Source organism: Roseicyclus marinus (assembly GCF_030163795.1).
Lineage (GTDB): Bacteria > Pseudomonadota > Alphaproteobacteria > Rhodobacterales > Rhodobacteraceae > Roseicyclus > Roseicyclus marinus.
In genome coordinates this window covers 398,721-424,060 of record NZ_JASJOF010000003.1, presented here as the reverse complement: position 1 = coordinate 424,060, position 25,340 = coordinate 398,721, and the positions used below count along the sequence as shown (strand labels likewise).

25 protein-coding genes are annotated in these 25,340 nt (G+C 66.2%); 14 read left to right on the top strand and 11 right to left on the bottom strand.

Annotated elements, in window-relative coordinates:
* Positions 1 to 169: 169 nt before the first annotated feature.
* Positions 170 to 1,051 carry an oxygen-dependent coproporphyrinogen oxidase gene (gene hemF, locus QQK63_RS07070; RefSeq protein WP_277825853.1) on the bottom strand — a complete coding sequence of 294 codons (882 nt, stop codon included), beginning with the start codon at positions 1,049 to 1,051 and terminating at the stop codon, positions 170 to 172.
* A 265-nt stretch (positions 1,052 to 1,316) separates the two neighbouring features.
* On the opposite strand from hemF, the gene QQK63_RS07065 reads away from it, so the two are divergent.
* Complete coding sequence (locus tag QQK63_RS07065) at positions 1,317 to 3,029, top strand: D-alanyl-D-alanine carboxypeptidase family protein (RefSeq protein WP_377134095.1); 1,713 nt, start codon at positions 1,317 to 1,319, stop codon at positions 3,027 to 3,029.
* Between the two features lie 4 nt (positions 3,030 to 3,033).
* Here the strand turns inward: QQK63_RS07065 and QQK63_RS07060 are convergent, their stop codons facing one another.
* On the bottom strand, positions 3,034 to 4,977 hold the full coding sequence (locus QQK63_RS07060; RefSeq protein ID WP_277825851.1) for a lytic transglycosylase domain-containing protein: 1,944 nt from the start codon (positions 4,975 to 4,977) through the stop codon (positions 3,034 to 3,036).
* Between the two features lie 155 nt (positions 4,978 to 5,132).
* Between QQK63_RS07060 and dapA the strand changes: the two genes are divergently transcribed.
* The 10 genes from dapA to QQK63_RS07010 all read left to right on the top strand — a co-directional run bounded on the left by dapA (position 5,133) and on the right by QQK63_RS07010 (position 11,760).
* Positions 5,133 to 6,002, top strand: coding sequence for a 4-hydroxy-tetrahydrodipicolinate synthase (gene dapA, locus QQK63_RS07055; RefSeq protein ID WP_277825850.1), 870 nt, complete (start codon positions 5,133 to 5,135; stop codon positions 6,000 to 6,002).
* The gene (locus QQK63_RS07050) at positions 5,999 to 6,481 is read left to right on the top strand and encodes a TrmO family methyltransferase domain-containing protein (RefSeq protein WP_277825848.1); all 483 of its coding nucleotides are present in this window, start codon (positions 5,999 to 6,001) and stop codon (positions 6,479 to 6,481) included. The genes dapA and QQK63_RS07050 overlap by 4 nt, the downstream gene beginning before the upstream one ends.
* A gap of 17 nt (positions 6,482 to 6,498) precedes the next feature.
* The gene (gene smpB, locus QQK63_RS07045) at positions 6,499 to 6,972 is read left to right on the top strand and encodes an SsrA-binding protein SmpB (RefSeq protein ID WP_277825975.1); all 474 of its coding nucleotides are present in this window, start codon (positions 6,499 to 6,501) and stop codon (positions 6,970 to 6,972) included.
* Between the two features lie 161 nt (positions 6,973 to 7,133).
* A complete protein-coding gene (gene sseA, locus QQK63_RS07040; RefSeq protein ID WP_277825846.1) occupies positions 7,134 to 7,985 on the top strand; it encodes a 3-mercaptopyruvate sulfurtransferase in 852 nt (283 codons plus the stop codon).
* A complete protein-coding gene (locus QQK63_RS07035; RefSeq protein WP_277825844.1) occupies positions 7,982 to 8,548 on the top strand; it encodes a GNAT family N-acetyltransferase in 567 nt (188 codons plus the stop codon). Before sseA ends, QQK63_RS07035 begins: the two co-directional genes overlap by 4 nt.
* Positions 8,549 to 8,560: 12 nt before the next feature.
* Positions 8,561 to 9,736, top strand: coding sequence for an amino acid aminotransferase (locus QQK63_RS07030; protein WP_277825842.1), 1,176 nt, complete (start codon positions 8,561 to 8,563; stop codon positions 9,734 to 9,736).
* A gap of 79 nt (positions 9,737 to 9,815) precedes the next feature.
* Positions 9,816 to 10,439, top strand: coding sequence for a queuosine precursor transporter (locus QQK63_RS07025; protein WP_277825840.1), 624 nt, complete (start codon positions 9,816 to 9,818; stop codon positions 10,437 to 10,439).
* Between the two features lie 309 nt (positions 10,440 to 10,748).
* Positions 10,749 to 11,171: an alternative ribosome rescue aminoacyl-tRNA hydrolase ArfB gene (gene arfB / locus QQK63_RS07020; RefSeq protein ID WP_277825838.1), complete on the top strand. Its 423-nt coding sequence runs from the start codon at positions 10,749 to 10,751 to the stop codon at positions 11,169 to 11,171.
* Between the two features lie 50 nt (positions 11,172 to 11,221).
* Positions 11,222 to 11,479 (top strand): type II toxin-antitoxin system ParD family antitoxin, encoded by a 258-nt coding sequence (locus tag QQK63_RS07015; RefSeq protein ID WP_277825836.1) that lies wholly within the window; start codon positions 11,222 to 11,224, stop codon positions 11,477 to 11,479.
* Positions 11,476 to 11,760, top strand: coding sequence for a type II toxin-antitoxin system RelE/ParE family toxin (locus QQK63_RS07010; RefSeq protein ID WP_277825835.1), 285 nt, complete (start codon positions 11,476 to 11,478; stop codon positions 11,758 to 11,760). The genes QQK63_RS07015 and QQK63_RS07010 overlap by 4 nt, the downstream gene beginning before the upstream one ends.
* Positions 11,761 to 11,981: 221 nt before the next feature.
* Here QQK63_RS07010 and QQK63_RS07005 read toward each other — a convergent pair whose 3' ends face one another.
* The 3 genes from QQK63_RS07005 to pncB are packed head-to-tail and all read right to left on the bottom strand — an operon-like array spanning position 11,982 to position 14,319.
* Entirely contained in the window at positions 11,982 to 12,524 is a 543-nt protein-coding gene (locus tag QQK63_RS07005; protein WP_277825834.1) for a hypothetical protein, read from the bottom strand.
* Positions 12,514 to 12,981 (bottom strand): hypothetical protein, encoded by a 468-nt coding sequence (locus QQK63_RS07000; RefSeq protein ID WP_277825832.1) that lies wholly within the window; start codon positions 12,979 to 12,981, stop codon positions 12,514 to 12,516. Before QQK63_RS07000 ends, QQK63_RS07005 begins: the two co-directional genes overlap by 11 nt.
* Before the next feature lie 45 nt (positions 12,982 to 13,026).
* Complete coding sequence (gene pncB, locus QQK63_RS06995; protein ID WP_277825830.1) at positions 13,027 to 14,319, bottom strand: nicotinate phosphoribosyltransferase; 1,293 nt, start codon at positions 14,317 to 14,319, stop codon at positions 13,027 to 13,029.
* Between the two features lie 113 nt (positions 14,320 to 14,432).
* On the opposite strand from pncB, the gene QQK63_RS06990 reads away from it, so the two are divergent.
* Both QQK63_RS06990 and QQK63_RS06985 read left to right on the top strand, forming a co-directional pair.
* Positions 14,433 to 15,641, top strand: coding sequence for an acyl-CoA dehydrogenase family protein (locus QQK63_RS06990; RefSeq protein ID WP_277825828.1), 1,209 nt, complete (start codon positions 14,433 to 14,435; stop codon positions 15,639 to 15,641).
* Positions 15,638 to 16,654: a phosphotransferase family protein gene (locus QQK63_RS06985; protein ID WP_277825826.1), complete on the top strand. Its 1,017-nt coding sequence runs from the start codon at positions 15,638 to 15,640 to the stop codon at positions 16,652 to 16,654. The genes QQK63_RS06990 and QQK63_RS06985 overlap by 4 nt, the downstream gene beginning before the upstream one ends.
* On the opposite strand, the gene QQK63_RS06980 is transcribed toward QQK63_RS06985, so the two are convergent.
* The 4 genes from QQK63_RS06980 to QQK63_RS06965 form a co-directional block, all read right to left on the bottom strand.
* Positions 16,645 to 17,607 carry an ABC transporter ATP-binding protein gene (locus QQK63_RS06980; RefSeq protein ID WP_277825824.1) on the bottom strand — a complete coding sequence of 321 codons (963 nt, stop codon included), beginning with the start codon at positions 17,605 to 17,607 and terminating at the stop codon, positions 16,645 to 16,647. The genes QQK63_RS06985 and QQK63_RS06980 overlap by 10 nt on opposite strands.
* Entirely contained in the window at positions 17,604 to 19,481 is a 1,878-nt protein-coding gene (locus tag QQK63_RS06975) for a dipeptide/oligopeptide/nickel ABC transporter permease/ATP-binding protein (protein WP_277825822.1), read from the bottom strand. The genes QQK63_RS06980 and QQK63_RS06975 overlap by 4 nt, the downstream gene beginning before the upstream one ends.
* Entirely contained in the window at positions 19,478 to 20,425 is a 948-nt protein-coding gene (locus tag QQK63_RS06970; RefSeq protein WP_277825820.1) for an ABC transporter permease, read from the bottom strand. The genes QQK63_RS06975 and QQK63_RS06970 overlap by 4 nt, the downstream gene beginning before the upstream one ends.
* Positions 20,426 to 20,525: 100 nt before the next feature.
* Entirely contained in the window at positions 20,526 to 22,103 is a 1,578-nt protein-coding gene (locus QQK63_RS06965) for an ABC transporter substrate-binding protein (RefSeq protein ID WP_277825818.1), read from the bottom strand.
* Positions 22,104 to 22,219: 116 nt separating this feature from the next.
* Between QQK63_RS06965 and QQK63_RS06960 the strand changes: the two genes are divergently transcribed.
* Positions 22,220 to 22,945: a DUF1028 domain-containing protein gene (locus QQK63_RS06960; protein ID WP_277825815.1), complete on the top strand. Its 726-nt coding sequence runs from the start codon at positions 22,220 to 22,222 to the stop codon at positions 22,943 to 22,945.
* Positions 22,946 to 22,957: 12 nt separating this feature from the next.
* Here the strand turns inward: QQK63_RS06960 and QQK63_RS06955 are convergent, their stop codons facing one another.
* Complete coding sequence (locus QQK63_RS06955) at positions 22,958 to 23,725, bottom strand: FadR/GntR family transcriptional regulator (RefSeq protein ID WP_277825813.1); 768 nt, start codon at positions 23,723 to 23,725, stop codon at positions 22,958 to 22,960.
* Positions 23,726 to 23,800: 75 nt separating this feature from the next.
* Positions 23,801 to 25,339: a malonate--CoA ligase gene (locus tag QQK63_RS06950; RefSeq protein WP_277825811.1), complete on the bottom strand. Its 1,539-nt coding sequence runs from the start codon at positions 25,337 to 25,339 to the stop codon at positions 23,801 to 23,803.
* Position 25,340: the final 1 nt, after the last annotated feature.

The following is a 25,340-nucleotide window of genomic DNA, read 5'->3' as shown; positions in this document are numbered from 1 at the left end:
GCGTCGCGTTCATTCGCATTCACGCGCCGCTCTCAAACCTTTTTATTTTGCATGTCCGGGGAGCGCAAAACCGGTTCCCACTTTTGCGCGACATGCTCTGTGATGTCGCATGTCCGGGGAGCGCAAAACCGGTTCCCACTTTTGCGCGACATGCTCTAGATCAGCCCGGTCAGGTCCATTTCGCGATGGGCGGGAGGCTCATCAGAACGGCATTGGCGTCGTGGCCGGTTTCCAGACCGAACTTGGTGCCGCGGTCATAGACGAGATTGTATTCGGCATAGAGCCCGCGGTGGATCAGCTGCGCCTCGCGGTCGGCATCGGACCAAGCCGTGTGGCGGCGGCGTTCGACGCAGGGCAGGAAAGCCGGAAGGAAGGCGCGGCCCACATCCTGGGTGAAGGCGAAATCGGCCTCCCAATCGCCGGTGTTGAGATCGTCGTAGAAGATGCCGCCCACGCCGCGCGCCCGGTGGCGGTGCGGGACGTAGAAATATTCGTCGGCCCAGGCCTTGTAGCGGTCATAGGCATCGGCGCTGTGCCGGTCGCAATGATCCTTGAGCACGCCGTGGAAATGGGCGGTATCCTCGGCGTATTCGATGGCGGGGTTCAGGTCGGAGCCGCCGCCGAACCAATGTGCCACGGGCGTCCAGAACATGCGGGTGTTCATGTGGACGGCGGGCGCGTGGGGGTTCTGCATGTGGGCGACGAGGCTGATGCCCGAGGCCCAGAAGGTCGGATCGGCGCGCAGCCCGTCCATGTTCTTGCGGGCGGACATGGCGGCGACGGCGCGGTCGCCCAGTTGCCCATAGACGGTCGAGACGTTGACGCCGACCTTTTCGAAGACGCGGCCGCCGCGCATCACGCTCATCAAGCCGCCGCCGGCATCGGAGCCGTCGTCGGAATGGCGTTTGGTTTCGGTCACCTCGAACCGGCCCGCGGGCTGGTCGCCACCGTGGCTGTCCTCGATCGCCTCGAAGGCGGCGACGATGTCGTCGCGGAGGGTGCGGAACCACGCGGAGGCGCGGGTTTTGCGGTCGTCGTAATTGTCCTTCACGGGGCGGTCCTCTCTCGTCTTGGGTGGTTTTCTACCAGAGGCTGCGCGCCGACGCCACGCGCCGTTTCGCCTTTTGCGTGTATTGCCGCAGGGGCGCATAGATGATGTGGCCGGGCCGCGGCAAAGACCCTATATCGAGGGGCGATCACATCTTTCGATAGGATCATGTTTTTTAAGTGTATCCGATGGATTTCAGGACAAAAATCGCATAGCATCGTCCAAACGCCGCACTAGACGGCACCCCGAGGCAGAGCGAGCAGGCTCCGTGCGACAAAGACCGACCTTCGCGGCCCTTTTGGGGCTTATCGCGCTGTGCGTCGTGACGCTGGCGGCGGTGCCGCTGCGCGCGGCGCCTTATGCCGCGATGGTGATGGATGCGCGCACCGGCGAGGTGCTGCATGCGCGCAATGCCGATACGCGGCTGCATCCGGCCTCCCTGACCAAGATGATGACGCTTTACGTCGCCTTCGAGGCGATCCGTTTGGGCGAGATCACGCTGGATACGCAGGTGCGCATCTCGCAGCATGCGGCGTCGGAGCCGCCCTCGCGGCTGGGCTTGCGGGCGGGATCGACGATCCGGTTCCGCTACCTGATCCGCGCGGCCGCGATCCGGTCGGGCAATGACGCGGCGACGGCGATCGCGGAGGCGGTATCGGGATCGGAAGCGGCCTTTGCGCGGCGGATGAACCGCACCGCCCGCGCGCTGGGGATGGCGCGGACGACCTTTCGCAACGCGCATGGCCTGACCGAGGAGGGCCATCTGTCGACGGCGCATGACATGACGATCATGGGGCGGCGGCTGTTCTACGATTACCCGGAATATTACAACATCTTCTCCCGCCGGGAGGAGGATGCCGGGATCGCGCGCATCCGCAACACGAACCGCGCGGTTCTGGACGCCTATCGCGGCGCGGACGGGATCAAGACGGGCTACACCCGCGCGGCGGGGTTCAACCTTGTCGCCTCGGCGGAGCGGGGCAACGTGCGGATCATCGCCACGGTCTTTGGCGGGCAATCGGCGGCATGGCGCAACCAGCGGATCATGGAATTGCTGGACCTTGGGTTCGCGCAAGCCCCATCGCGGGCGACCGAGCGCCGCCCGTCGCTGCCGGTTTATGACAATGACGGCGACCCCGATGGGCCTGTGGGACAGATCACGCGGCCCAGCGGGCTGGTGTCGCGGTCGATCCGGCCCGTGCAAAGGCCCGGCGCGTCCCCCGCGCTGGTGGCGAGCGCGCCCCCGACACCGGAGTTGTTGCAAGCGATCGAACAGGCCGTCGGCGAAGCGCTGTCCACCGCGCCGAGCGTTGCGGCGGACGGGACCGGAACCCTGAGCGCCGTGGCCCCGGCCCCGCGCCCCGAAACGATCGTGGCCGCCGTTCCCGACGCGGAGCCGCAGGCCGAGGCCGCAACCGAAGAGACTGCGCCGCCCGTCGTGGAGGCCGAAGCGGTGCTGGAGGTGGCGGAGGCAGAGGCCGTGGCCGAAGTGCTGGAGGCGACCGAGGTTGCGGAGACGATCCTCGAGGTCGTTCCGGAGCCGCGACCCGAGGACAGCGCAGCTGTGGTGGAGGTCGCAAGCGCGGCCCCTGCGGTCATCCCGGCCCCGACAGCCGCAGCTGATCCGCAGGCGGTGGAACAGGTTGCTGTTCTGGCCGTGCCGCCGCGCCCGGCCGATGCGCCAGCCGCCCCCGCGCAGCCGACCGGGCCCGAGATCGTGACGCGGGCCTCGTCCTCGGGCGAGCGGTTGTACGGTGTCACACTGGGACCGCAGCCGTCGCATCACGCCGCCGAGCGGCTGTTGCTGCGCACCGCCTTGAGCGAGGTCACCAGTTTCGAGCAATCGCTGCGCCGCGTGGTGCAGCGCAACGGCGGCTACGAGCCCCGGTTCCAAGGCATGACCGAGGATCAGGCCGCGCGCGCCTGCGCACGGCTGTCGGCGCGCGGCATTCCCTGCGAGACCTTCGGCCCGGCGTCCTGACGCCCTAGCGCGCCAGCCGTTCGGCCAGACCGAGTTCGGGCAATCGCCCGGTCAATTGCGCCTCGTAGATCGCAAGGCTTTCGGTCACGCGCATGATGTAGTTGCGCGTCTCGGTGAAGGGGATCGCCTCGATCCAGAACACCACGTCTTCGGCGCGGCGCGGATCGCCGAAGCGTTCGATCCATTCCGCTGCCCGCGCGGGCCCGGCGTTGTAGGCGGCGGAGACCAGCACCGGATTGCCGTCGTAGCGTTCGATGAGACCGGCCAGAAAGGTCGCGCCGATCAGCGCGTTATGGGCCGGATCGTCGAGCAGGCGGTTTTGCGAATAGGACAGCCCAAGATCGCGGGCGGTGTCGCGCGCAGTGCCGGGCATGACCTGCATCAGGCCGAGCGCCCCCGCCGGGCTGACCACCGCCGGGTTGAATTCCGATTCGCGGCGCGCGATGGCCAGCACGAAGGCGGCGGGCGCGGGCAGGTCGGCCAGGGCCAGTTCGGGCACGACCGGGTAATAGGGGCGCATGATTTCATCGCCGGCCTGCGCGGCGCGTTTGCCGATGAGGACGGCAAGATAGGCATCGCCCAGATCAAGCGCGAAATCGCCCAGCATGCCCGCCTGATCGCGCGGCAGGCTTTCGGTCAGATGGGTGAGAAAGCGCGCGGCGAGCGGGCGGTCGCCCGCCTCGTAGAGCAGGAGACCCGCGTGAAACACCGGGTTGGAGGTGAACGGGGCCTGCCGCCAGTCGCCATAGCTTTCGGTGCCGAGGAAGGCGGGATCGACCGGCAGGTCGCCGCGATCCTGCGCGAGTTGGCCGTAGAAGCTGGATTGGTAGCGCGCGCCGAGTGCATAGGCTTCGGTGGCTTGCGCGGCATTGCCCGCGCCCTCGTGGGCGCGGCCCAGCCAATAGCCCGCGCGGCCCATCGAGATCGGGGAAAAGACGGCGTCGCGGAAGGCGGTGAAATGGGTGATGGCGGTGTCGTGCCGCCCGAGCCTGTAGGCGCAATAGCCCGCGAGCCATTCGAGTTCCGCGAAATCGGAGGCGGCTTGCGTCCGGTCCAGATGATGGTTCGCGGCATAGGCGTAGCAGGTGTCGAATTCACCCTCGCGCATCACGTCGCGGGCAAGGTCGGCGCGGCGGTCGGCCCATGCGAGCGGGCGGCCCAATGCGGCAGCCGAACCGGAGCGTTCGGCCATCAGATCGCCCGCCGTATCCCAGAAGCCCGCGCCGATGCGCCAGAGGAAGCGCTCATAGGCAAGGCCCGGATGATCCGCGAGATCGGCGGGAACGGCGGCGATGAGCGTGTCCACGCCGGTTTGGCGCGCACGAAGCGCAAGGCGCGCCTCGGCCAGCCGCTGCCAGCCTTCGGGGACGAGGGGGAACATGGCGCGGGCGCGCTCCGCGGCACCTTCCCACAGCAGATGGTCGAGCCGGTCGATGTGGTGGGTGCCTTCGTTCAGGATTGTGCCGAAGGCGGCCCGGAATGCTGCGGCCTCGTCCCCCGTCATGGTGATGCCGGTCCAGGCGCGGATCGCCTCGGCCTCGGCTGCGGCTTGGTCGCCGCTGGCCAGATGGGCGCGGGCCAGCGCCAGCGCGCCAGCGCCCGTGGCGGGGGGCGTGGTGGCGAAATAGGCGCTGACGCGGGCCGGATCGGCATTATCGGGGATCGATGCCTCGCCCTGCGAGCGGAGGTAATCGAGGCCCGGCCAATCGGGGTTGCGGTCGAGAAAGGCGATGTGATCGGCCCAATCGGCCCCGCCGCGGCGCAGGCGCGTCCATTCGACGATATCGCGGGCCACCGGATCGGTCAGCGGGGCGGCGGCCTGCGCGGCAAGGTCGAGATCGCCGCGCCCGAGGGCGGCGAGGGCAAGGCCAAGCGCCTCTGCCTGTTGATCTGCACGGGCGGTCAGCGGCGCGCAGGCCATGGCGAGGCAAAGCAGGAGGTATCGCATCAATCGTTATCCCATCGCATGTCGGGGCCGAGGATAGGGCCACCTGTCGGGCGTGCAACACACGAACTTGGCATTCCCGCGCGCCCTCGCTAGTGTCCGCGCGAATTTGCCGACCGGGGATGCCGGCGGTCTCTCTCGACGAAAGGATGCGTGTCATGTTCCAGGGCTCGATGCCTGCGCTGGTCACGCCGTTCACGGACGGCGCGGTGGATTTCGACGCGCTGAAACGGCTGGTGGAGTGGCAGATCGGCGAGGGGTCGACCGGGTTGGTGCCGGTGGGCACGACCGGGGAAAGCCCGACGCTGACCCATGCCGAGCATGAGCAGGTGATCGAGGCGGTTGTGCAGACCGCAGCGGGCCGCGTGCCGGTGATCGCGGGGGCGGGCAGCAACAACACGGTCGAGGCGATCCGGTTCGTCGAACATGCCAAGGCGGTGGGCGCGGATGCCGTTCTGGTCGTGACGCCCTATTACAACAAGCCCACGCAAAAGGGCCTGATCGCGCATTTCTCGGCGCTGAACGAGATCGGGATGCCGATCATCATCTACAACATCCCGCCCCGGTCGGTCGTGGACATGCTGCCCGCGACGATGGGCGAATTGGCGAAACTGCCCAATATCGTCGGCGTGAAGGATGCGACCGGCGACCTGAGCCGGGTGCCGAAGCAGCGCATGACCTGCGGTGCGGATTTCGTGCAGTTGTCGGGCGAGGATGCGACGGCCGTGGGGTTCAACGCACAGGGCGGCGTGGGCTGCATCAGCGTGACGGCGAATGTGGCGCCCAAGCTTTGCGCCGAGATGCAGGCGGCGACGCTGGCCGGCGATTACCGCGCGGCTCTGGACTACCAGGACAAGCTGATGCCGCTGCATGAGGCGATTTTCGCCGAACCGGGCGTTTGCGGGGCGAAATACGGCCTGTCGCTTTTGGGGCGGTGTTCGGAAGAGGTGCGGCTGCCGCTGACCGGCTTGTCGGAGGCGACAAAGGCGCAGATCGCGGCGGCGATGCGGCACGCGGGCATCCTGTGAAGCGGGAGGGCGAGATCGCCCTGCCCTTCGACCCGGCGACGCGGATCGAGGCGGGGATCACCTTCATCGGGCGGATCCGGTCGCCCTGGGGCAAGGGCACCGCGCCCAAGAACCTGCGCGTTGCGCGCGAGACCGGGCAAGGGGCGCGGGTGGAGCTGGACCCGGCCTATGGCCCCGCGCTGACGGGGCTGGAGGTGGGACAGGCGATCCAACTGCTCTACTGGGTGGACCGGGGTGAGCGGGACCTGCTGATCCAGACCCCCGGCCATGGCAACGGGCCGCGCGGAACCTTCGCGCTGCGCTCGCCGGTGCGGCCCAATCCCATCGCGCTGGGGACCGTGATGATCACGTCGCTCGACCCGGAAACGGGCGTGATCGGGATCGACGCGACCGACGCCTGGGACGGGACACCGGTTCTGGACATCAAGCCGTGGATCGGCACGGTGGACGTGCCGCCGGGCTGGCACCCGGACGCCTGATCGCCTATATCGGCGCAATGGCCAAGGACAGCGACAACAAGAATTACAAGGTGATCGCCGAGAACCGGCGGGCGCGTTTCGATTACGCGATCGAGGAGGATCTCGAGGTCGGGATCGTGCTGACCGGGTCGGAGGTGAAGAGCCTGCGCGTGAACAGCGCCAATATCGCCGAAAGCTATGCGGCGGTGGAGGGCAGCGAGTTGTGGCTGGTGAACGGCTATATCGCGCCCTATGCGCAGGCCAAGACCTGGGGCCACGAGGAACGGCGGCGGCGCAAGCTGTTGGCGAGCAAGCGCGAATTGTCCCGAATGTGGAGCGCGACCCAGCGCGAGGGCATGACGCTGGTGCCCATCGTCATGTATTTCAACCACAAGGGGTTGGTGAAGCTGAAGCTTGGCATCGCCAAGGGCAAGAAGCTGGCCGACAAGCGCGAGACCAGCGCCAAGCGCGACTGGCAGCGGCAGAAGGCGCGTCTGCTCAAGCAGAACTGACGCCTCGGGCGGCGTGCTGGTGGCGGCTACGGGAGCCTCCGGCGGGAGTTTGTTTTCCAAGATGAAGGAGGGGTTCCGCGATGCCCCGGCGCTTGCGCGGCGGGCGCGGGGCAAGTAGGGCTAGGCCTTGGAACGATGCCTTTTGTGCGGAGGGCCTTGCCATGGCCGCTGACGACCCGAAAACGCTTGTCTCGACCGAGTGGCTGGAGGCGCATCTGGAGGACCCGGATCTTCGGATTCTCGATGCCACCTACTTCCTTCCGGGTGTGGACCGCGACGCCAAGGCCGAGTACGCGACAAGCCATATTCCGGGCGCGCGGTATTTCGACATCAACGAGATCGCGGATGCGCGAAGCGCCCTGCCCCATATGGCGGCCCCGGTCGAGAAATTCGTGAGCCGGATGCGCGCCATGGGCGTGGGCGACGGGCACCAGGTGGTGGTCTATGACGCGATGGGCCTGTTTTCGGCGGCGCGCGTGTGGTGGAATTTCCGCCTGATGGGCAAGAACGATGTAGCGGTTCTGGATGGCGGCTTGCCGAAGTGGAAGGCCGAGGGCCGCCCGCTGGAGGACATGCCCCCGATCCTGCGCGACCGGCACATCACGGTGCAACGGCAGGCGCATCTGGTGAAGGATGTGACGCAGGTGGCCGCGGCCTCGAAGCTGGGCGATTGGCAGATCGTCGATGCGCGGTCCCCCGGGCGGTTCCGCGGCGAGGAGCCCGAGCCGCGTCCGGGGATGCGGTCAGGCCATATCCCGCGGTCGAAGAACGTGCATTACGCGAGCCTGCTCAATGCCGATGGCACGATGAAAGACAATGAGGCGCTGCGCGCGATCTTCGAGGCGGCGGGTGTCGATGTGGGCAAGCGCACCATCACCACCTGCGGGTCGGGCGTGACGGCGGCCATCGTGATGCTGGCGCTGCATCGGCTGGGGAATGCCGATGTCTCGCTCTATGACGGGTCATGGTCGGAATGGGGCCAGTTCGAGCAGCTTCAGGTCGAGACCGGATGAGCCTGATCCCGGCGGGAACCGAGGTTTCCTATACGATCACCTATCTGCAGATGGACGCGCGGCCCGACTGGAGCGCGCAGCGTCTGCCTGAGCATATCCGGCTGGAGCGCGCCATCGACCCGCCGGTCTGGTATTTCCTGACGCTCTATGACGCGGTGGGCCGCGATTACGAGTGGCAGGATCGCTTCGACCAGGCCGAGACGGACCCCGCGGCCCTGCAGGCCTTTGTCCGCGATCCGGATGTGGTGATCTGGACCGCGATGGGAAATGGCTGGCCGCAGGGGTTTTTCATGCTGGATTGGCGGCAAGCGGGCGTCTGCGACCTCGCCTATTTCGGGCTCGTGCCGCAGGCGGTGGGACAGGGTTGGGGAAAGACCTTGTTGCAGACGGCGATCGCGACCGGTTGGGCGCGGGACGGCGTCGCGCGGATGACGGTCAACACCTGCACCTTGGACCATCCCCGCGCGCTGACGTTGTATCAGAAGCTGGGCTTTCGGCCCGTGGGACGCGAAGAGCGGCGGCGCGTACTGGTCCATGACCGCGATCCATCGCTGTTTTCCTGAAAGAGATTGGCCATGTTCGAGAGTGTGACGCCGCCCGAGCCAGACAAGATCATCCGGCTGATGGGGATGTTCGCGGCCGATCCGAGGATGGACAAGGTGGATCTGGGTGTGGGCGTCTATCGCTCACCCGAGGGGACGACGCCGGTGATGACGGCGGTCAAGGCGGCCGAGCGCGCGATCTGGGAGCGGCAGGAGACCAAGGGCTATGTCGGCCTGCGCGGCGATCCGGGCTTCATCGACGCGATGCGGCGGTTGATCCTTGGCGATGCCGTGCCCGAGGCGCGGGTCGCGGGCGCAGGCACGCCGGGCGGCACGGCGGCGGTGCGGCAAGTGTTGGAGAGCGTGCACCGTTTGCAGCCCGGGGCGACGGTCTGGATCAGTGATCCTACCTGGCCCAACCACCCGGCCATCATCGACCACCTTGGGCAGAAGCGGCGGACCTATCGCTATTACGACGGCGCGACCGGGGGGCTGGACCGCTACGGCATGTTGGCCGATCTGGCGGGGGTACGCGCGGGCGATCTGATCTTGCTGCATGGGTGTTGCCACAATCCGACCGGGGTTGATCCGACGCTGGCGGATTGGCGGGCGATTGCGGATCTCTGCGCGCGGAGCGGGGCCATCCCCTTTGTCGACATGGCCTATCAGGGGTTCGGCGAGGGGTTGGAGGCGGATGCGGCGGGCGTTCGGCTGCTGGCCGGGGCGCTGCCGGAGGTCTTTGTCGCGGCGAGTTGTTCCAAGAATTTCGGGCTGTACCGGGAACGGGTCGGCGTGGTGCTGATCGTGACCGGGGCCAAGGCGGCGGCGGAGGGGGTTCTGGCGGGGATGAACCGGCAGAATTTCGCGTTTCCGCCCGACCATGGCGCGCGGGTGGTGCAAGATATCTTGTCGGATCCGGCGCTTGGCGATGCGTGGCGGGCAGAGCTGGACGGGATGCGCGCGGTCATGGCAAGCAATCGGGCGGCTTTGGCTGTGGCGCTGCGCGAGGCGACCGGGTCGGACCAGTTCGGGTTTTTGGCGGCGCATCGGGGGATGTTTTCGCTGATCGGGGCGAGCCCGGAACAGGTTGATATCCTGAGGGAAAAGCATGGCATTTACCTGGTCGGCGACGGGCGGATGAATGTCGCGGGCCTGACGGCGGCGGCGATCCCGCAGGTCGCGGCGGCACTGGCCGAGGTGCTTGCGTAAATCCGGTTTGGAGTGTAGGGGGCGGCTCTGCCCTTTTGGGGCCAAGTCTCCGACCACCTTGTAAAAACGGAAATACATCATGAATACCAAGTACTTGCCGGGCATCCTGGCGATGGCTGCCGTTGTCGTGGCCTCGAATATCCTCGTGCAATTCCTGTTCGGGAATTGGCTGACATGGGGCGCGTTCACCTATCCTTTGGCCTTTCTCGTCACCGATGTGATGAACCGGGTTTACGGCGTGACGGCGGCGCGACGCGTTGTTTTCGTTGGGTTTTTGGTCGGCGTCGGATGCTCGCTGATCGGCACGCAGATCATGGGCGAGTTCGGGCCGCTGGTCACGCTGCGCATCGCGGTCGGATCGGGGATCGCGTTTTTGACGGCGCAGCTTTTGGACGTAGCTGTGTTCGACCGGCTGCGGAACGGGGCTTGGTGGCAAGCGCCTGTTTTTTCGAGCGTTATCGGATCGTCGGTCGATACGGCGCTGTTTTTCTCCATCGCCTTTTCGGGAACGTTAACGTGGCTCGAGCCCGGTAACGATGTGTCCTGGGCGGGGGAGATGGTGCCGCTGTTGGGCTGGGGTCCTGTCGCGCCCTTGTGGGTGTCGCTGGCGGTGGCGGATTGGGGCGTCAAGCTGGCCATCGCCATGGTCGCGCTGATCCCGTTCCGGTTGCTGACGCGGAAATTCGTGGCACAGGTTGCGTGAAATGTTTTGACAACCGCAAAATCTGTGGCAGGCTGGACCTAACAGCAACCAAGCAGGAAGGAGGTGATCCAGTGTCTAGAAGGGTATTGGAGAACGGTGTCGGGACAGCTTGGGAGGTGCGCGCCTGAGGCAATCCTCGGGTGATTTCGCCCTTGCAAGGTTGGTTAAGTCCTAACCGGACCGCCTCCTGATCTTTCGAAAGGGCCGCCCCATGGGGTGGCCCTTTTTCGTTGGCCGGACCCTTGCGTAGGGTTTCCGTCGTGATGCCGTAGTGATTGTGTAGGACATCCGTAGTTACAGATGCCCGCCATGCCCCTGACCATCACAGACCAGATCACGCTTGCCGATTGGGAGATGACGGAGAGCTTTACCCGCTCCTCCGGGCCCGGTGGGCAGAACGTGAACAAGGTGTCGACGGCGGTCGAATTGCGGTTCGAGGCGGAACGGTCCCCGCATCTGCCCGATCCGGTCAAACGGCGGCTGCGGCGGCTGGCCGGGCGGCGCTGGACCAAGGAAGGCGCGGTGGTGATCCAGGTGGAGGAGACCCGGAGCCAGGCCCGCAACAGGGAGATCGCGCGGGAGCGGTTGGCGGAGCTGGTGCGCGCGGCGCTGGTCGCGCCCAAGGTGCGCCGCCCGACGCGGCCGACCAAGGGGTCGGTGGAACGCCGGATCAAGGCGAAGAAGGTGCGCGGCGAGGTGAAGGCGGGGCGGGGTCCGGTCGACCCCGATTGACAGGTGATGCCTCGATACCAAATATTGGTAACAGTATCGGAGGGCAGGCCATGGGCAAGAACACATCCGTTTCCCTTGGGGATCATTTCGCGGGCTTCATCGAGGAGAAGGTGAAGGAGGGGCGCTATGGCTCGGCCAGCGAGGTGGTGCGGGCGGGGCTGCGCCTGCTGGAGGAGGAAGAGGCCAAGCTGGCGCGGCTCAAGGAATTGATCGCGGAGGGCGAGGCGAGCGGGATTGCCCGTGAATGGGATTGGCCCGCGCGCCGTGCGGAGTGGATGGCCGAGGCCCGCAAGCGCGAGGCGTCGTGAAACGGCTCGATGTCTCGCCGGAGGCCGAAGCGGATTTGCGCGGCATCTGGATCTACACGTTCCAGACATGGGGCGAGGCGCAGGCTGACAAGTATCTGGACGATCTGGATACGCGGATGATCGGCCTTGCGACCGGCGCGACCGCATCCCGCCGCGCGGAGGAGGTCGGGCCGGGGCTGCGGCGGGCGTTGGTGGGGAGCCACGTGGTGTTTTTTCGCGAGGATGCGGCGGCGGTTACGGTGGTGCGGGTGTTGCACCAGAGCATGGATGTGGCGGTGTAGGGTGGGCAATTTGCCCACCAGGCGCGCGGGTGGTGTGGGGTGGGTGAAACCCACCACGCAGCGCGGGTGGTTGGTGGGGATGGTGGGCGGCGGTTTGGTGGGCAGGATTGCCCACCCTACGGTGCCGGGCTGAAGCCCGGCCTACGGGGTGTGGTTTAGGGTGGGCATTTTGTGCGGCATGGTAGGGTATAACCACACGTTATGCATGCTTGCCGAATAAATCAATCGAGCCTGCCCTCGCCAATCGTCGAGATAACTTCACCCAATGCAAGAATTCTCTCAACTCTTGGAGATAGATTGGGCAATATCAAACCCTCAAAATCACCACTGATTTCAAGCAATAGATTGGAAAGCTCAAAAGTTGCTTCGCCCATCATAGATAACAAGACGGACAAATGGGAGACATTAGCCATCCCAATATCACCAAAAAAATTATCACCAATCCGAGCAATTACATAGGATCGTTCATCCTCTGTAAGTTCGAAACCCACCTCGGCTTCCACGAGAGCTGAAAAACCATTAGACGCAACTCTTAGATTTTCAGCAGCAGCGAGGAACAGCTCTGAACCGCTTCCTTCACCAATTTCGCGGAGTCGTGCAGCCTCAAACAGATCGCGCAACGCGGCCAAAGCGGCAGCACTGCTTTCCCTTGATGCCTGCTCTATTTCGGGGCTTCCATAGACATTCCCCAACTCACCCGCATACACTGCCCCAAAAGAGCATAATGCGGACAAAACCATCGCATAAGCCCATTTAGCTGTCACACCACTCTCTCCTCATTTCCATATGGTCTTCCGTAAGCATTTCTTGACGCACCATGACCTCCCACTGCAGCGCGACAAACTCACGAGCCACGAAACCACAAAAGTCTCTCTGGAATGCATCGGAAACTGTCGTGGTTAGCCCACGAGCTTCACTTTGTCTGAATACTGAAAGAAAGAAGTTGTGCTGCCTCCACAAGGCTTCCCGCATTCTTGGTAAGAGTTCGCGCTCTGCACCTTCACCTCTGATGGCGGCCCTCAATTCTGTAAACAGGAGCATCTCTTGGGCTAAATCTCTAGCGTCGCTTTGGATCTGATAAGCGTTTGAAGCTCTGAGTGCTCGTTCAGTGAGGCTTAACTGATGGATGGTTATTGCGAAGCCAAGACTAGCAATAACGACTCCAAGAAGTGCCGCTGCAGCGGAAATCTCTTCCGAGTGCTTTTTCAGAAAATTCAACAAGCGCACCATCACCACGCACACACGACAAACGCAACAGAACAAACCCTAAACCACCACCTCAACCCGCTCCTGCTCGCCCACCCCAAACACCCGCTTGTACCGAGCGATCTCCGCCTCCGGCCCCATCGCCTTTTCGGGGTTGTCGGAGAGCTTGACCGTGGGCCGACCGTTTGCCGCGACAGCCTTGCAGACGAGCGAAAACGGCGCAAGCGCGTCATCGGCGACCAGCCCGCGGAAGTCGTTGGTCAGGAGCGTGCCCCAGCCGAAACTCACCCGGACGCGGCCGGAGAATTGGGCGTGGAGCGCCGCGATCTTGTCGACGTCGAGGCCGTCGGAGAAGATCACCAGTTTCTCGCGCGGATCCTCGCCGCGGGATTGCCACCAGCGGATGGCGACCTCTGCCCCTTTGGCGGGGTCGCCGCTGTCGATGCGGATGCCCGTCCATTGGGTCAGCCAATCGGGGGCGCGGGACAGGAAACCCTCGGTCCCGTAGGTGTCGGGCAGGATGATGCGGAGGTTGCCGGAATGCTCCTCGTGCCAATCGGACAGCACGTCATAGGGGGCGCGGGCGAGCGCGGGGTCGGTGTCGGCCAGCGCCGCGTAGACCATGGGGAGTTCATGGGCGTTGGTGCCGATCGCCTCGAGGTCGCGGTTTTTCGCGATGAGGCAGTTGGAGGTGCCGGCGAAGGCGTTGCCCAGACCCTCGTTCATCGCTTGGACGCACCAATCCTGCCAAAGGAAGGAATGGCGGCGGCGGGTGCCGAAATCGGCGATGCGCAGGCCGTCGATCCTTTGCAGGCGCTCGACCTTTTCCCAGAGCTTGGTCATGGCGCGGGCATAGAGCACCTGCAGCTCGAACCGGCCCATGTGGCGCAGCACGGCGCGGGAGCGAAGCTCCATCAGGACGGCGAGGGCGGGGATTTCCCACAGCATGACCTCGGGCCATTTGCCTTCGAAGGTGAGCTCGTATTGATCGCCGATGCGTTCGAGGTGGTAGGGGGGGAGTTGGAGCGCCTCGAACCATTCCATGAAATCGGGGCGGAACATCTGACGCTGGCCGTAGAAGGTGTTGCCGCGGAGCCATGTGCTTTCGCCCCGGGTGAGGCGGAGGGTGCGGATATGGTCGAGCTGTTCGCGCAGTTCGCCTTCGTCGATCAGGTTGGCGAGCGGGATGCGCGTGGTGCGGTTGATGAGGGAGAAGGTGACGATCGTGTCGGGTTTGTTGCGGAACACCGACTGGCACATCAGGAGCTTGTAGAAATCGGTGTCGATGAGGGAGCGGACGATCGGGTCGATCTTCCACTTGTGGTTGTAGACGCGGGTGGCGATGTCCACCATGTCGGCCTCCGGTCGCTTGGTCGGGGCAGGTTAGAGCAAGGGGGGCGGGGCTTGTCCAGCGCGCGGGGGCGGTGGTAGCGGTTGAGGGCTGACGGGTCGGGGAGGGACACGCCATGGATTTCACGATTTCGCCCAAGGTCGAGGGGTTCCGCGCGCGGATCGCCCGGTTCGTGGAGGAGGAGATCCTGCCCGTCGAGGCGCGGCGGGAGGCGTGGGACGCGCATGGCAACATCGCCCATGACTGGCTGGAGCCGCTGCGCGCCAAGGCGAAGGCCGAGGGGTTGTGGTGCCTGCAACTTCGCCCCGAGAGCGGCGGGCAAGGGCTGGGCCGGATGGGGATGGCGGTTTGTTACGAGGAGATGAACCGCTCGATCTTCGGGCCGGTGGTGTTCAATTCGGCCGCACCCGACGATGGCAACATGATGGTGCTGGAACAGGCCGCGACCGAGGCGCAGAAGGCGCGGTGGCTTGCCCCGATCGTGGAGGGGCAGGTGCGGTCGGCATTCGCCATGACCGAGCCGCATCCGGGGGGCGGGTCGGACCCCGGCATGATGCTGACGCGGGCGGAAAAGCGGGGTGGGGATTACGTCATCCGGGGGCACAAGTGGTTCATCACCGGCGCGGCGGAGGCGGAGCATTTCATCTTGATGGCGCGCACATCGGATGATCCGCGGCGGGGGCTGACGGCGTTTCTGCATCACCGGGACGATCCGGGTTGGCGGATAGAACGGCGCATTCCGATCATGGGACCCGAGGAACATGGCGGGCATTGCGAGCTGGTCTATGAGGACATGGTGCTGCCCGAGGACCGGGTGCTGCTGGGCGAGGGTCTGGGGCTGAAGCTGACGCAAATGCGGCTGGGGCCTGCGCGGTTGACGCATTGCATGCGCTGGCTGGGGCTGGCGAAACGCTGCGTCGAGATCGCGCGCGTTTATGCCGAGACGCGGGAGGGGTTCGGGATCAGGCTGGCGGATCGGGAGAGCATCCAGATCAAGCTGGGCGATCTGGCGATGGGGATCGAGGTGGGGCGGCTTTTGGTGATGAAGGCGGCCTGGGAGCTGGACCGGGGCGGGTTCGCCAAGAAAGAGGTTTCGATGGCCAAGATCCATGTCGCGAACCTGCTGCACAAGGCGGCGGATGTGGCGATCCAGATCAACGGGGCGCGGGGGTATTCGCAGGACACCGTGCTGGAGTGGATCTATCGCTATGCGCGGCAGGCGCGGCTGGTCGATGGCGCGGACGAGGTGCACCAGATGGTGCTGAACCGGCATCTGGCCGATGAGGGGCGCGGGTTCTGGTCATGGGATGTGACCGGGTCGTGAGCGGGTCCACGGGCATCGACGCGGGCGCACTGGCCGATTGGCTGGGCGCGCGGCTGCCATGTGAGGGGCTACCGCGCGTGGCGCGGATCGGCGGCGGGCAGTCGAACCCGACATTCTTCGTCGATTGGGGCGGGGCGCGGTTCGTGCTGCGCAAGAAGCCCGAGGGGCCGATCCTGCCCGGTGCCCATGCCATCGAGCGGGAATTCCGCGTGCTGCGCGCTTTGGAGGGGACGGAGGTGCCAGTGCCCCGCGCCCTGTGGCTGGAGGAGGATGCGGGCATCCTTGGCACGCCATTCTACGTGATGGAACGGCTGAAGGGGCGGGTGTTCGACGACACGACCCTGCCCGGTGTCGCGCCGCAGGATCGGCGGGCGATGTATCTGGACATGGCGCGGACGCTGGCGCGGTTGCATGCGGTCCGGCCCGAGGCGGTGGGCTTGGGCGATTTCGGCAAGCCGGGGAATTATTTCGCGCGGCAGATCGCGCGGTGGAGCGGGCAATACGCGGCCTCGACCGGGCCGCGGATCGCGGCGCTGGATCGGCTTGTGGACTGGTTGCCCGCCAACATGCCCGAGGATGATGGGGCGGTGTCTATCGCGCATGGGGATTTCCGGGTCGGCAACCTGATGTGGCATCCGACCGAGCCGCGCGTGATCGCGGTTCTGGATTGGGAATTGTCGACGCTGGGCCATCCGCTCGCCGATCTGGGGTTTTGCGTGATCCCGTGGCACAGCGGACCCGAGGAATACCGGGGGCTTCTGGGCACCGATTGGCGGGCGGGCGGTATCCCCGAGCGCGATGCGTTCGTGGCGGAATACCAGGCCCATGCGCGCCCGACCGGGCCGCTTTTGCCGTTCCACGTCGCCTTTGCGCTGTTCCGCTTTGCGGTGATTTTCGTGGGCATCGCCGACAGGGCGCGGGCGGGATCGGCGGCGGGGAAGGATGCGGCGGCGCTGGCCCCGCTGGCCGAGCGGTTCGCAATCCGCGCGCTGGAGGTGGTGGATCAGTCCTGAAGCGGGTGGTGGCAGGCGACGGCGTGACGCCCCCCTGCCCCATCGAGCACCGGCACCTTGGCCGCGCAGAGGTCGCTGGCCCGGGGGCAGCGCGCGCGGAAGGCGCAGCCCCCGGGCGGGTTCAGCGGATCGGGTAATTCGGTTTCGCGCGCCTCGGGCGCGGTCAGGGGGCGGCCCACGACCGGCGCGCTGTCGGCCAGAAGTTTCGTATAGGGATGGCGGGGCGCGCGGAAGATATCCTCGGCCCGGCCCAGTTCGACAACCGAGCCGAAATAGAGGACGGCAACGCGATCCGACACGGCCTCCACCACCGCGAGATCGTGGGAGATGAAGAGATAGGTCAGGCCGAGGCGGGCCTTGAGATCGGCGAGCAGGTTCAGCACCTGCGCCTGCACCGAGACATCGAGGGCGGAGACGGGTTCATCGAGGATGAGGATGCGCGCCTCGGCCGCCAGCGCGCGGGCGATGCCGATGCGCTGCGCCTGCCCGCCGGAGAATTCATGCGGGTAGCGGTCTAGAAACTCCTCCCGCAGGGAGACGGTGGCGAAAATCTCAGCGATGCGTTTTGCCCGCGCGGCGCGGTCCATGCCGTGGAGGAGTTTCAGCGGCGCCTCCATGATCTGGCGGATCGTCTTGCGGGGGTTGAGGCTGCTGATCGGGTCCTGAAAGACATACTGGATGCGTTTGCCGAAGACCGCAGGATCGGCATTGTCGAGCGCCCTGCCCTCGATCTGGATCGTGCCGGTGGTGGGCGGAAGGAGACCCACGAGCATTCGGGCCAGCGTGGACTTGCCGCAGCCGCTTTCGCCGACGATGCCGAGGGTTTCGCCGGGCATCACTTCGAGCGTGACAGGATGGACCGCGCGGACGCCGGGGCGTTCGGGGCCGAAGAGGCGGCGGCCGAGCGGGAAGGTCTTGGACAGGTTTTCGAGGCGCAGGGCGGGGGTGGTCATGGCATTGCCTCCTGCGGCTGGACGGGCTGGAGGCAGCGCAGCGCGCGGTCGCCCGCGGACTCGAGCGCGATGTCGCCCCGGCGGCAGGTGTCGGTCGCGCGGTCGCAGCGCGGGGCGAAGGCGCAGCCGGGGGGCAGGTCGTCGACGGGCGGCGGCAGGCCGGGGATCGCCTCGAGCCGGCGCTTGCCCGCGCCCAGTTCCGGCACGCAGGCCATGAGCCGCGCGGTATAGGGGTGGCGCGGCGCGTCGAGAATGGCGCGGGTGGGCCCCTGTTCGACGATACGGCCGGCGTACATGACCGCCACGCGGTCGCAGAGTTGGCCGACCACGCCGAAATCATGGGTGATGAAGATGATCGCCAGTCCCCGGTCGCGGCGCAGATCGTCGAGGAGCGAGAGGATCTGCGCCTGCACGGTCACGTCGAGCGCGGTGGTGGGCTCATCGGCGATGATGACCTCGGGGTCATTGGCGAGCGCCATGGCGATGCCGACGCGCTGGCGCATTCCGCCCGACATTTCGTGCGGGTAATCGTCGATGCGGGAGGCGGCGTTGGGGATACGCACGGCGTTGAGCAGGTCGATGGCCCGTTTCCGGCCTTCGGCGCGGGAAATGCTGTGGTGCACCGCGATCGCCTCGATCAATTGGTCGCCGATGCGGTAGAGCGGGTGAAGCGTGGCGAGCGGATCCTGAAAGATATAGGCGATCTGGCTGCCCCTGAGGCTGCGCAACTGCCGGTACGGCGCGCCGATCAGGTCATCGCCCCGGTAATGGACCGAGCCGCCGGTGACGAGGCCGGGGGGCGAGGCGACGAGGCCCATGACCGAAAGCGCGGTGACGGATTTGCCGGAACCGCTTTCGCCGATGATGCCGAGGCATTCACCCGGTTTGACGGAGAGCGTCACGCCGCCCACGGCGCGGTAGGTGCGGTGCTTGACCCGGAACTGGGTCTGGAGGTTGTCAAGCGTCAGGATGCCGTCGTTCTGCTGGCTCTCGGGCTGGCGGTCGGGGGCGACCAGCGTGGCGGGCAAGGGCCGGTTCAGCGCGCCCGATTTCAAGCGCGGGTCGAGCGCGTCGCGGATACCGTCGCCCAGTAGGTTGATGGCCATGACGATGACGAGGATCATGAGGCCCGGCACGATGGAGGTGTGGGGATTGGTGATCAGGGCCGCCCGCGCCTCGCCCAGCATGGAGCCGAGATCAGCGACGGGGGGCTGGGAGCCGAGACCGAGGAAGCTGAGACCGGCGGTTTCGAGGATCATCCAGCCGACGGTCGTGGACATGGCGATGACGATCACCGGCACGACGTTGGGCAAGATCTCGGTCAGGATGATGCGGGCATCCGACATGCCGGACAGGCGGGCAGCGTCGACGAATTCCTTGTGCGCGATGCCCACGGTGATGCCGCGGATGTTGCGGGCGAAAAAGGGGATGTTGACGGCCGCGACCGCGATCAGCGCGTTCATCAGGCCGGGGCCGAGGGCGGCGACGATGGCGAGCGCCAGGAGGATGTAGGGAAAGGCCATCAGCATGTCGACGCCGCGCATGATGACGTTGTCGGTGCGCCCGCCGTAGTAGCCCGCGACGATGCCTATGGCGGCCCCGATGGTGGCGGCGACGAAAGCCGCGGCAATGCCCACGGCGAGCGACAGGCGGGTGCCCCACATCAGGCGCGAGAGGAGATCACGGCCGAGGTGGTCGGTGCCGAGCGGCGCGCCCGGGGAAAAGGGCGGCAGGAAGCGGTTGCCGGTATCGGTGACATTGGGCGGGGCGAGCGGCAGAAGCGGCGTGAGGATCGCCAGAAGCACGACGAGGGCCATCACGATCAGCCCGCCAAGCGCCAGCCGGTTGCGCGCCAGAAGCGCCAGCGCGCTCATGTCTTGATCCTTGGGTCGAGCAGGCTTTGGGCGACATCGACGACGATGTTGAACAGGACGTAGCAGGCCGCGACGAAGATGACGCCGCCCTGCACCAGCAAGATGTCGCGGCGCAAGATCGCGTCGACCAGCATCCGGCCGATGCCCGGCCATTGGAACACCACCTCGATATAGACCGCGCCCGACAGGACGAAGCCCGCCTGAATGCCGAGGACGGGGATGATCGAGACCATGGCGGCGCGGAGCGCATGGCGCCAGATCACGCCGCGTTCGGGGACACCCTTGGCCCGCGCGGTGCGGATGAAATCCTGCCGCAGCACCTCGAGCATGGCGGAACGCGACAGGCGCGCGATGACGCCCGTGGCCACCACCGACAGCGCCAGCGCGGGAAGGGTGAGATGGCGCAGGAGCGCCCAGAGATCGCGGTCGCCGAAGATCGGCCACATGCCAGAGGCCGGGAACATCCGCAGGTTCACCGCGAAGGTGAGGATCATCATCATCCCGAGGAAGAAGGAGGGAATGGAAATCCCCAGAAGCACGACGAAGGTGATCGCGCGGTCGGCCGTGCCATACTGGTTGGCGGCGGAGACGACGCCCGCGACGATGCCGAGGATGGAACAGAGAACGAAGCTGGTCCCGGCAAGGACGAGCGTGGCGTTGAAGCGTTCCAGAACCTCGTCCAGCACGGGGCGGTTGAGGTTGAAACTGCGGCCCAGATCGCCCTGAAGCAGGTTGCCGAGCCAGATGACGTACTGCTGGACCAGAGGTTTATCGAGGCCCAGATCCTCGTTGAGGCGGGCCACGTTCTCGGGGGTGGCGAAGCTGCCGAGGATGGCGGTGGCCGGGTCGCCCGGGATCAGCGCCATGATCGCGAAGACGATGACCGAAATGCCGAACAGCACCGGGATGGCCGAGATCAGGCGGCGGAGGATGTAACGGGTCATCTGGCCTCGTGCGGGGAGCAAATTCCCGGGAATTTCTGGCCGGAATGTCCGGATATTCCGGGGCGGACCGGGGCGAAGGATCCGCCCCGGCGCGAGGGTATCAGTTCTTCACCACGTCATCGAGAAGCAGGAAGAACGAGGGTTCGAGCGCGAAATTCTCGACCGCATCCGAGGTCACGGCGTTCTGCACCCAATTCGCCACGAAGACCCAAGGCGCGTCTTCCTGCACGATGGCCTGCATCTCGCGGTAAAGCTCGGCGCGGCGGTTTTGATCGGTCGAGGTGCGGGCCTCTTCGAGCAGGGCGTCGACCTGCGGGTTGGAATAATAGCCCGAGTTGAAGCCGCCGTTTTCCGGGAAGGCATCGGTGCGCAGCGCAAGATAGGGCAGCGTGTCGGGGTCATTCGTCATCCAAGCCATTTGGGCGGCGTCGGCCTCGCCCTCCAGACCGGGGTTCACGCGGCCGAGGAAGGTGTTCCATTCGTAGGTTTCGATGGTGACGTCGAAGCCCACGGCCTCGAGATCGGCCTGGATGGCGGTGCCCATGGCAACGGGATCGAGCATGCCCGATCCACCCTCGGTCACGTAGAAGGTGATTTCCGGGTTCTCGACGCCCGCCTCGGCCAGCAGTTCGCGGGCGCGGTCGGGATCGTAGGGGTAGGGCTGAAGCTCTTCGTTATAGGCCCAGGCGAAGGCGGGCGGCGTGGGGCCGGCGGCAACCTCGGCGGTGCCTTCGAGAACATCTTCTACAAGAGCGGTCTTGTTGATCGCGTAATTGGCGGCCTGCCGCACACGCTGGTCGGTGAAGGGCCCTTCGCGCAGGTTGAGGATCAGGAACCAGACATGGGGTCCGGCCTGTTCGACGATCTGGAAACCGTCACCCTGGAATTCGGAGAGGGCGACGGGCGGAACCTCGACCATCAGGTCGATGCCGCCCGAGAGCATTTCGGCGACGCGGGTGTTGGCATCGGTGATGGGCCGGAAGACCACGGCCTGAAGCGCGGGCGCGCCATCCCAGTAATCGGGGTTGGCCTCGATCACCACGGCCTCGTTCGAGCGCCATTCGGTGAAGGTGAAGGCCCCGGTGCCGGACGGGTTACGGCCGAAATCTTGCCCATGCTCCATCACGGCAGCGGGCGAGACGATGAGGCCGGTGGGATAGGCGAGGTTCGACAGGAAGGGCGCATAGGGCGCATCGAGCGTGAAGCGGACAGTCAGGTCATCCACGGCCTCGACGCTTTGGACCGCCGAGAAGAAGAAGGACAGCGGGAAGGGGCCGGTGTCGTGGTACGGGTGATCCTCGTTCAGCATCCGTTCGAAGTTGAACACCACGGCCTCGGCGTTGAAGGGGGTGCCGTCGTGGAAGGTGACGCCATCGCGCAGCATGAAGGTGTAGACGGTGCCATCCTCTGAGATCGTCCAATCGGTGGCGAGCGCCGGTTCCACCTCGAGCGTGCCGGAGGCGTAGCGGACGAGGCCGTCATAGACATTCATCAGGATGCGGAAATCGTTGACCGCGGTGACGGCATGGGGGTCGAGCGCCTGTGGTTCGGCCACCTGCCCCACCACGAGGACGCCGGGGGGCGTCTGGGCCGTGGCGGCAAGCGGGGCCGCAAGCGTCAGCGCAAGGGCTGCGCCCGAGGCGAGCACCGCGCGGCGGGTCATGTCGAGAAGTCTCATGCTGTCTTGTCCTCTCCTGTCGGGCGGCATCGAGGGTGCCGGTAATTTTTCACTATCAATTCGATGAGGGCAAATTATCATGATAAATGCAAGCAGGATGCAGCGGAGGGCCCGGGGTGACCATTTCCATCCTCGCGATCGATGAAAAAACAGGCCGGATCGGCGGTGCGGCGGCCACGGGCAGCCTGTGCGTGGGCGGTTGGGTGCTGCGCGGGCATCCCGAATCGGGGATGTCGGCCAGCCAGGGCACTGCGCCCTCGACGCTGTGGGGCGAGGATGTGTTGACGCGCATGGCCGCCGGTCTGGCGGCGGGCGCTGCGGTGGCGGCGGTGACGGGTGCAGATGCGGGGCGGGCGCATCGGCAGTTGGCCGCGCTGGACCCGCGCGGTGGCACGGGGGCCTTTACCGGTGGGCAGAGCATTCCCCATGCAGGCGCGCTGGAACAAGACGGCGTGGTGATCGCGGGCAACATGCTGGCGGGGCGTGAGGTGATCGATGCGGCGCTCGACGGATACCGGGCGGCGGCGGCCATGCCTTTCCCGGAACGGCTGATGGGGGCATTGGCGGCGGCGGCGGCGGCGGGCGGCGATGCGCGGGGCCTGTTGTCGGCGGCCCTGCTGGTCGTGGGCCATGACATGGCGCCCTTGACGCTCCGGATCGATCATTCGGTCAACCCGTTGGCGGCGCTGGCCGATCTGTATCTGGTGTCGCAATCGGACCCCTATCACGGCTGGACGAAGGTGGTGCCGGTTCTGGACGATCCGCATCGTGCGCCCGCCCCTGAGGAGGTGCCGGAGGTGCCGGAGCCCATCGTCGAGCAGGAGCCCGCGATCCGGCGGTGAGGCCGACCGACCCTATTCGGCAATGAAGCGGCGCAGCACCTGCGCCTCTTGCGCCTGCATCAGCGCCTCGGCGGTTTGCATGTGGGCCTGCATGATCGCGCGGGCATCGTCGCCGCGGCCCTCGCGCAGGGCGGCGATCAGGTCGATCTGATAGGCGCGGCCCTTTTCATAGAGCTCGCGGTTCGGCGGGTCGTAGAGGCGGCGATAGACGGTCAGATCGGTCAGGATACGACCCATGAAGCTGACCACGAAGGCCAGCAGAGGATTGCCCGAGAAATTCGCCAGCTTGCGGTGAAAGTCGAGCGAGGCGACATGCTGGTCGCGTTCTTCCTCGGCGCTTTTGGCGGGTTCGGGATAGCGGGCCACCACGCTTTCAAGATCGTGGAGTTGGTCGTCGGTGAGCCGCCCTGCGAGCGAGGCGGCAAGTTCGGGTTCGAGCACGCGGCGCAATTGGTAGATGTCGGCGACCGACAGGTGCTGGAAGTAGAAGTAATTGGCCAGAAGCGCCTTGGCGCGGTCGGCGGTCACCTCCCCCACAAAACTGCCGCCGCCGGGGCCGGTGCGGGTTTCGATCAGGCCCTGTGCCTGCAGGATGCGCATCGCCTCGCGGATCGTGCCCTTGGCCATGCCGAAGCGGGCCATCAATTCGGTCTCGCCGGGCAGGCGGTCGCCCGGGGCCATGTTGCGTTCGACGAGCCAATCCTTGATCGCGTCGGCCACGCGGGTCGGCCGGGACCGGCGGTCGCGCGGGGCGGGTGTGCGTGGCGCTGGCTTGTCCATTCCGCTGCCTGATCGGGGAGGTTGGGCCGGGACAGTGCCGGGTCTTGCCCGAACATGCAACCTGAGCGGGCTGCGTCAGCCCTCGGCCGCGCGTTTGCCGGGCGGGGCGAAACGATCCGCGAAGCGGGCGCGCAATTCGGCCTTTTGCACCTTGCCCATCTTGTTGCGCGGCAGGCTGTCGACAAGCTCCAGCGCCTTGGGCTGTTTGAACCGGGCAAGGGTAGCGCGGAGCGCGGTGTCGATGGCGGCCAGATCGGGGGTCGCATCCTTGGTGGGGACGAGGACGGCGAGGACCGCCTCCCCGAAATCGGGATGGGGCACGCCGATCACGGCGCTTTCCAACACGCCGGGTTGATCGTCGAGGATCAACTCCACCTCCTTGGGATAGACGTTGTAGCCGCCGGTGATGATGAGATCTTTCTGGCGGCCCACGATGGAGAGATAACCGTCATCGTCGAAGCGGCCGAGATCGCCGGTGATGAAGAAGCCGGTCTCGCGCAATTCCTCGCGGGTTTTTTCGGGCATCTGCCAATAGCCCTTGAAGACATTGGGGCCGCGCACCTCGATCATGCCGATCTCGCCCTGCGGCAGGGCCGCGCCGGTGGTGGGGTCGGTCACGATGACCTCGACCCCCGGAAGCGGACGGCCCACGGTGCCGGGGCGGCGCGCGCCGTCGTAGGGGTTTGAGGTGTTCATGTTGGTTTCGGTCATGCCGTAGCGTTCGAGGATCGCGTGACCCGTGCGCGCGGCAAAGCCCGCGTGGGTTTCGGCCAGAAGCGGCGCGGAGCCCGACACGAAGAGGCGCATATGCGCCGTTGCCTCGCGGGTGAGGCGGGGATCGTCGAGGAGGCGGGTGTAGAAGGTCGGCACCCCCATCAGCGTCGTCGCCTGCGGCAGGAGGCGGAACACCTCGTCCGCGTCGAAGCCGGGCAGGAAGATCATCGAGGCCCCGCTGGCAAGGCAGACATGGGTGGCCACGAAGAGCCCGTGGGTGTGGAAGATCGGCAGCGCATGGAGCAGCACGTCGCCACCCGTGAACCGCCATTCGGCGGCCAGCGCGCTGGCGTTGGACAGGAGATTGTCCTGCGTCAGCATCGCACCCTTGGACCGGCCCGTGGTGCCGGAGGTGTAGAGGATCGCGGCCAGATCGTCGGACGCGCGATCGGTGGGGGTGAATTCGGCGGCGGCTGCGGTGGCGCGGTCGGTCAGGCTGCCCCGGCCATCGGCCCCGAGCGTCAGGAGGGCCGCGCCATGGCGGGCGGTGACGGGGGCAAGCGAGGCTTCGGATTTCGGATCGCAGACGAAAAGCGCGGGCCGGGCATCGGAGATGAAATAGTCGATCTCGGCCTCGGTATAGGAGGTGTTGAGCGGCAGGAAGACCGCGCCCACAGCGACCGAGGCCCCGTAGAGCGCCAGCGCCTCGGGCGTCTTGGGCACCTGTACCGCGACGCGGTCGCCGGGGGCGACGCCGATGTCGCGCAGGACATGCGCGAGGCGCGCGATGGTGGCGAGGAAATCGGGGCCGGTGATCTGGCTGCCGTCAGCGGTATGCAGGAATGCGCCCTCGCGCGCGGCGAGCGGTGCGAAAAGCGTGTCGAACAGCGGGTTTGTCATG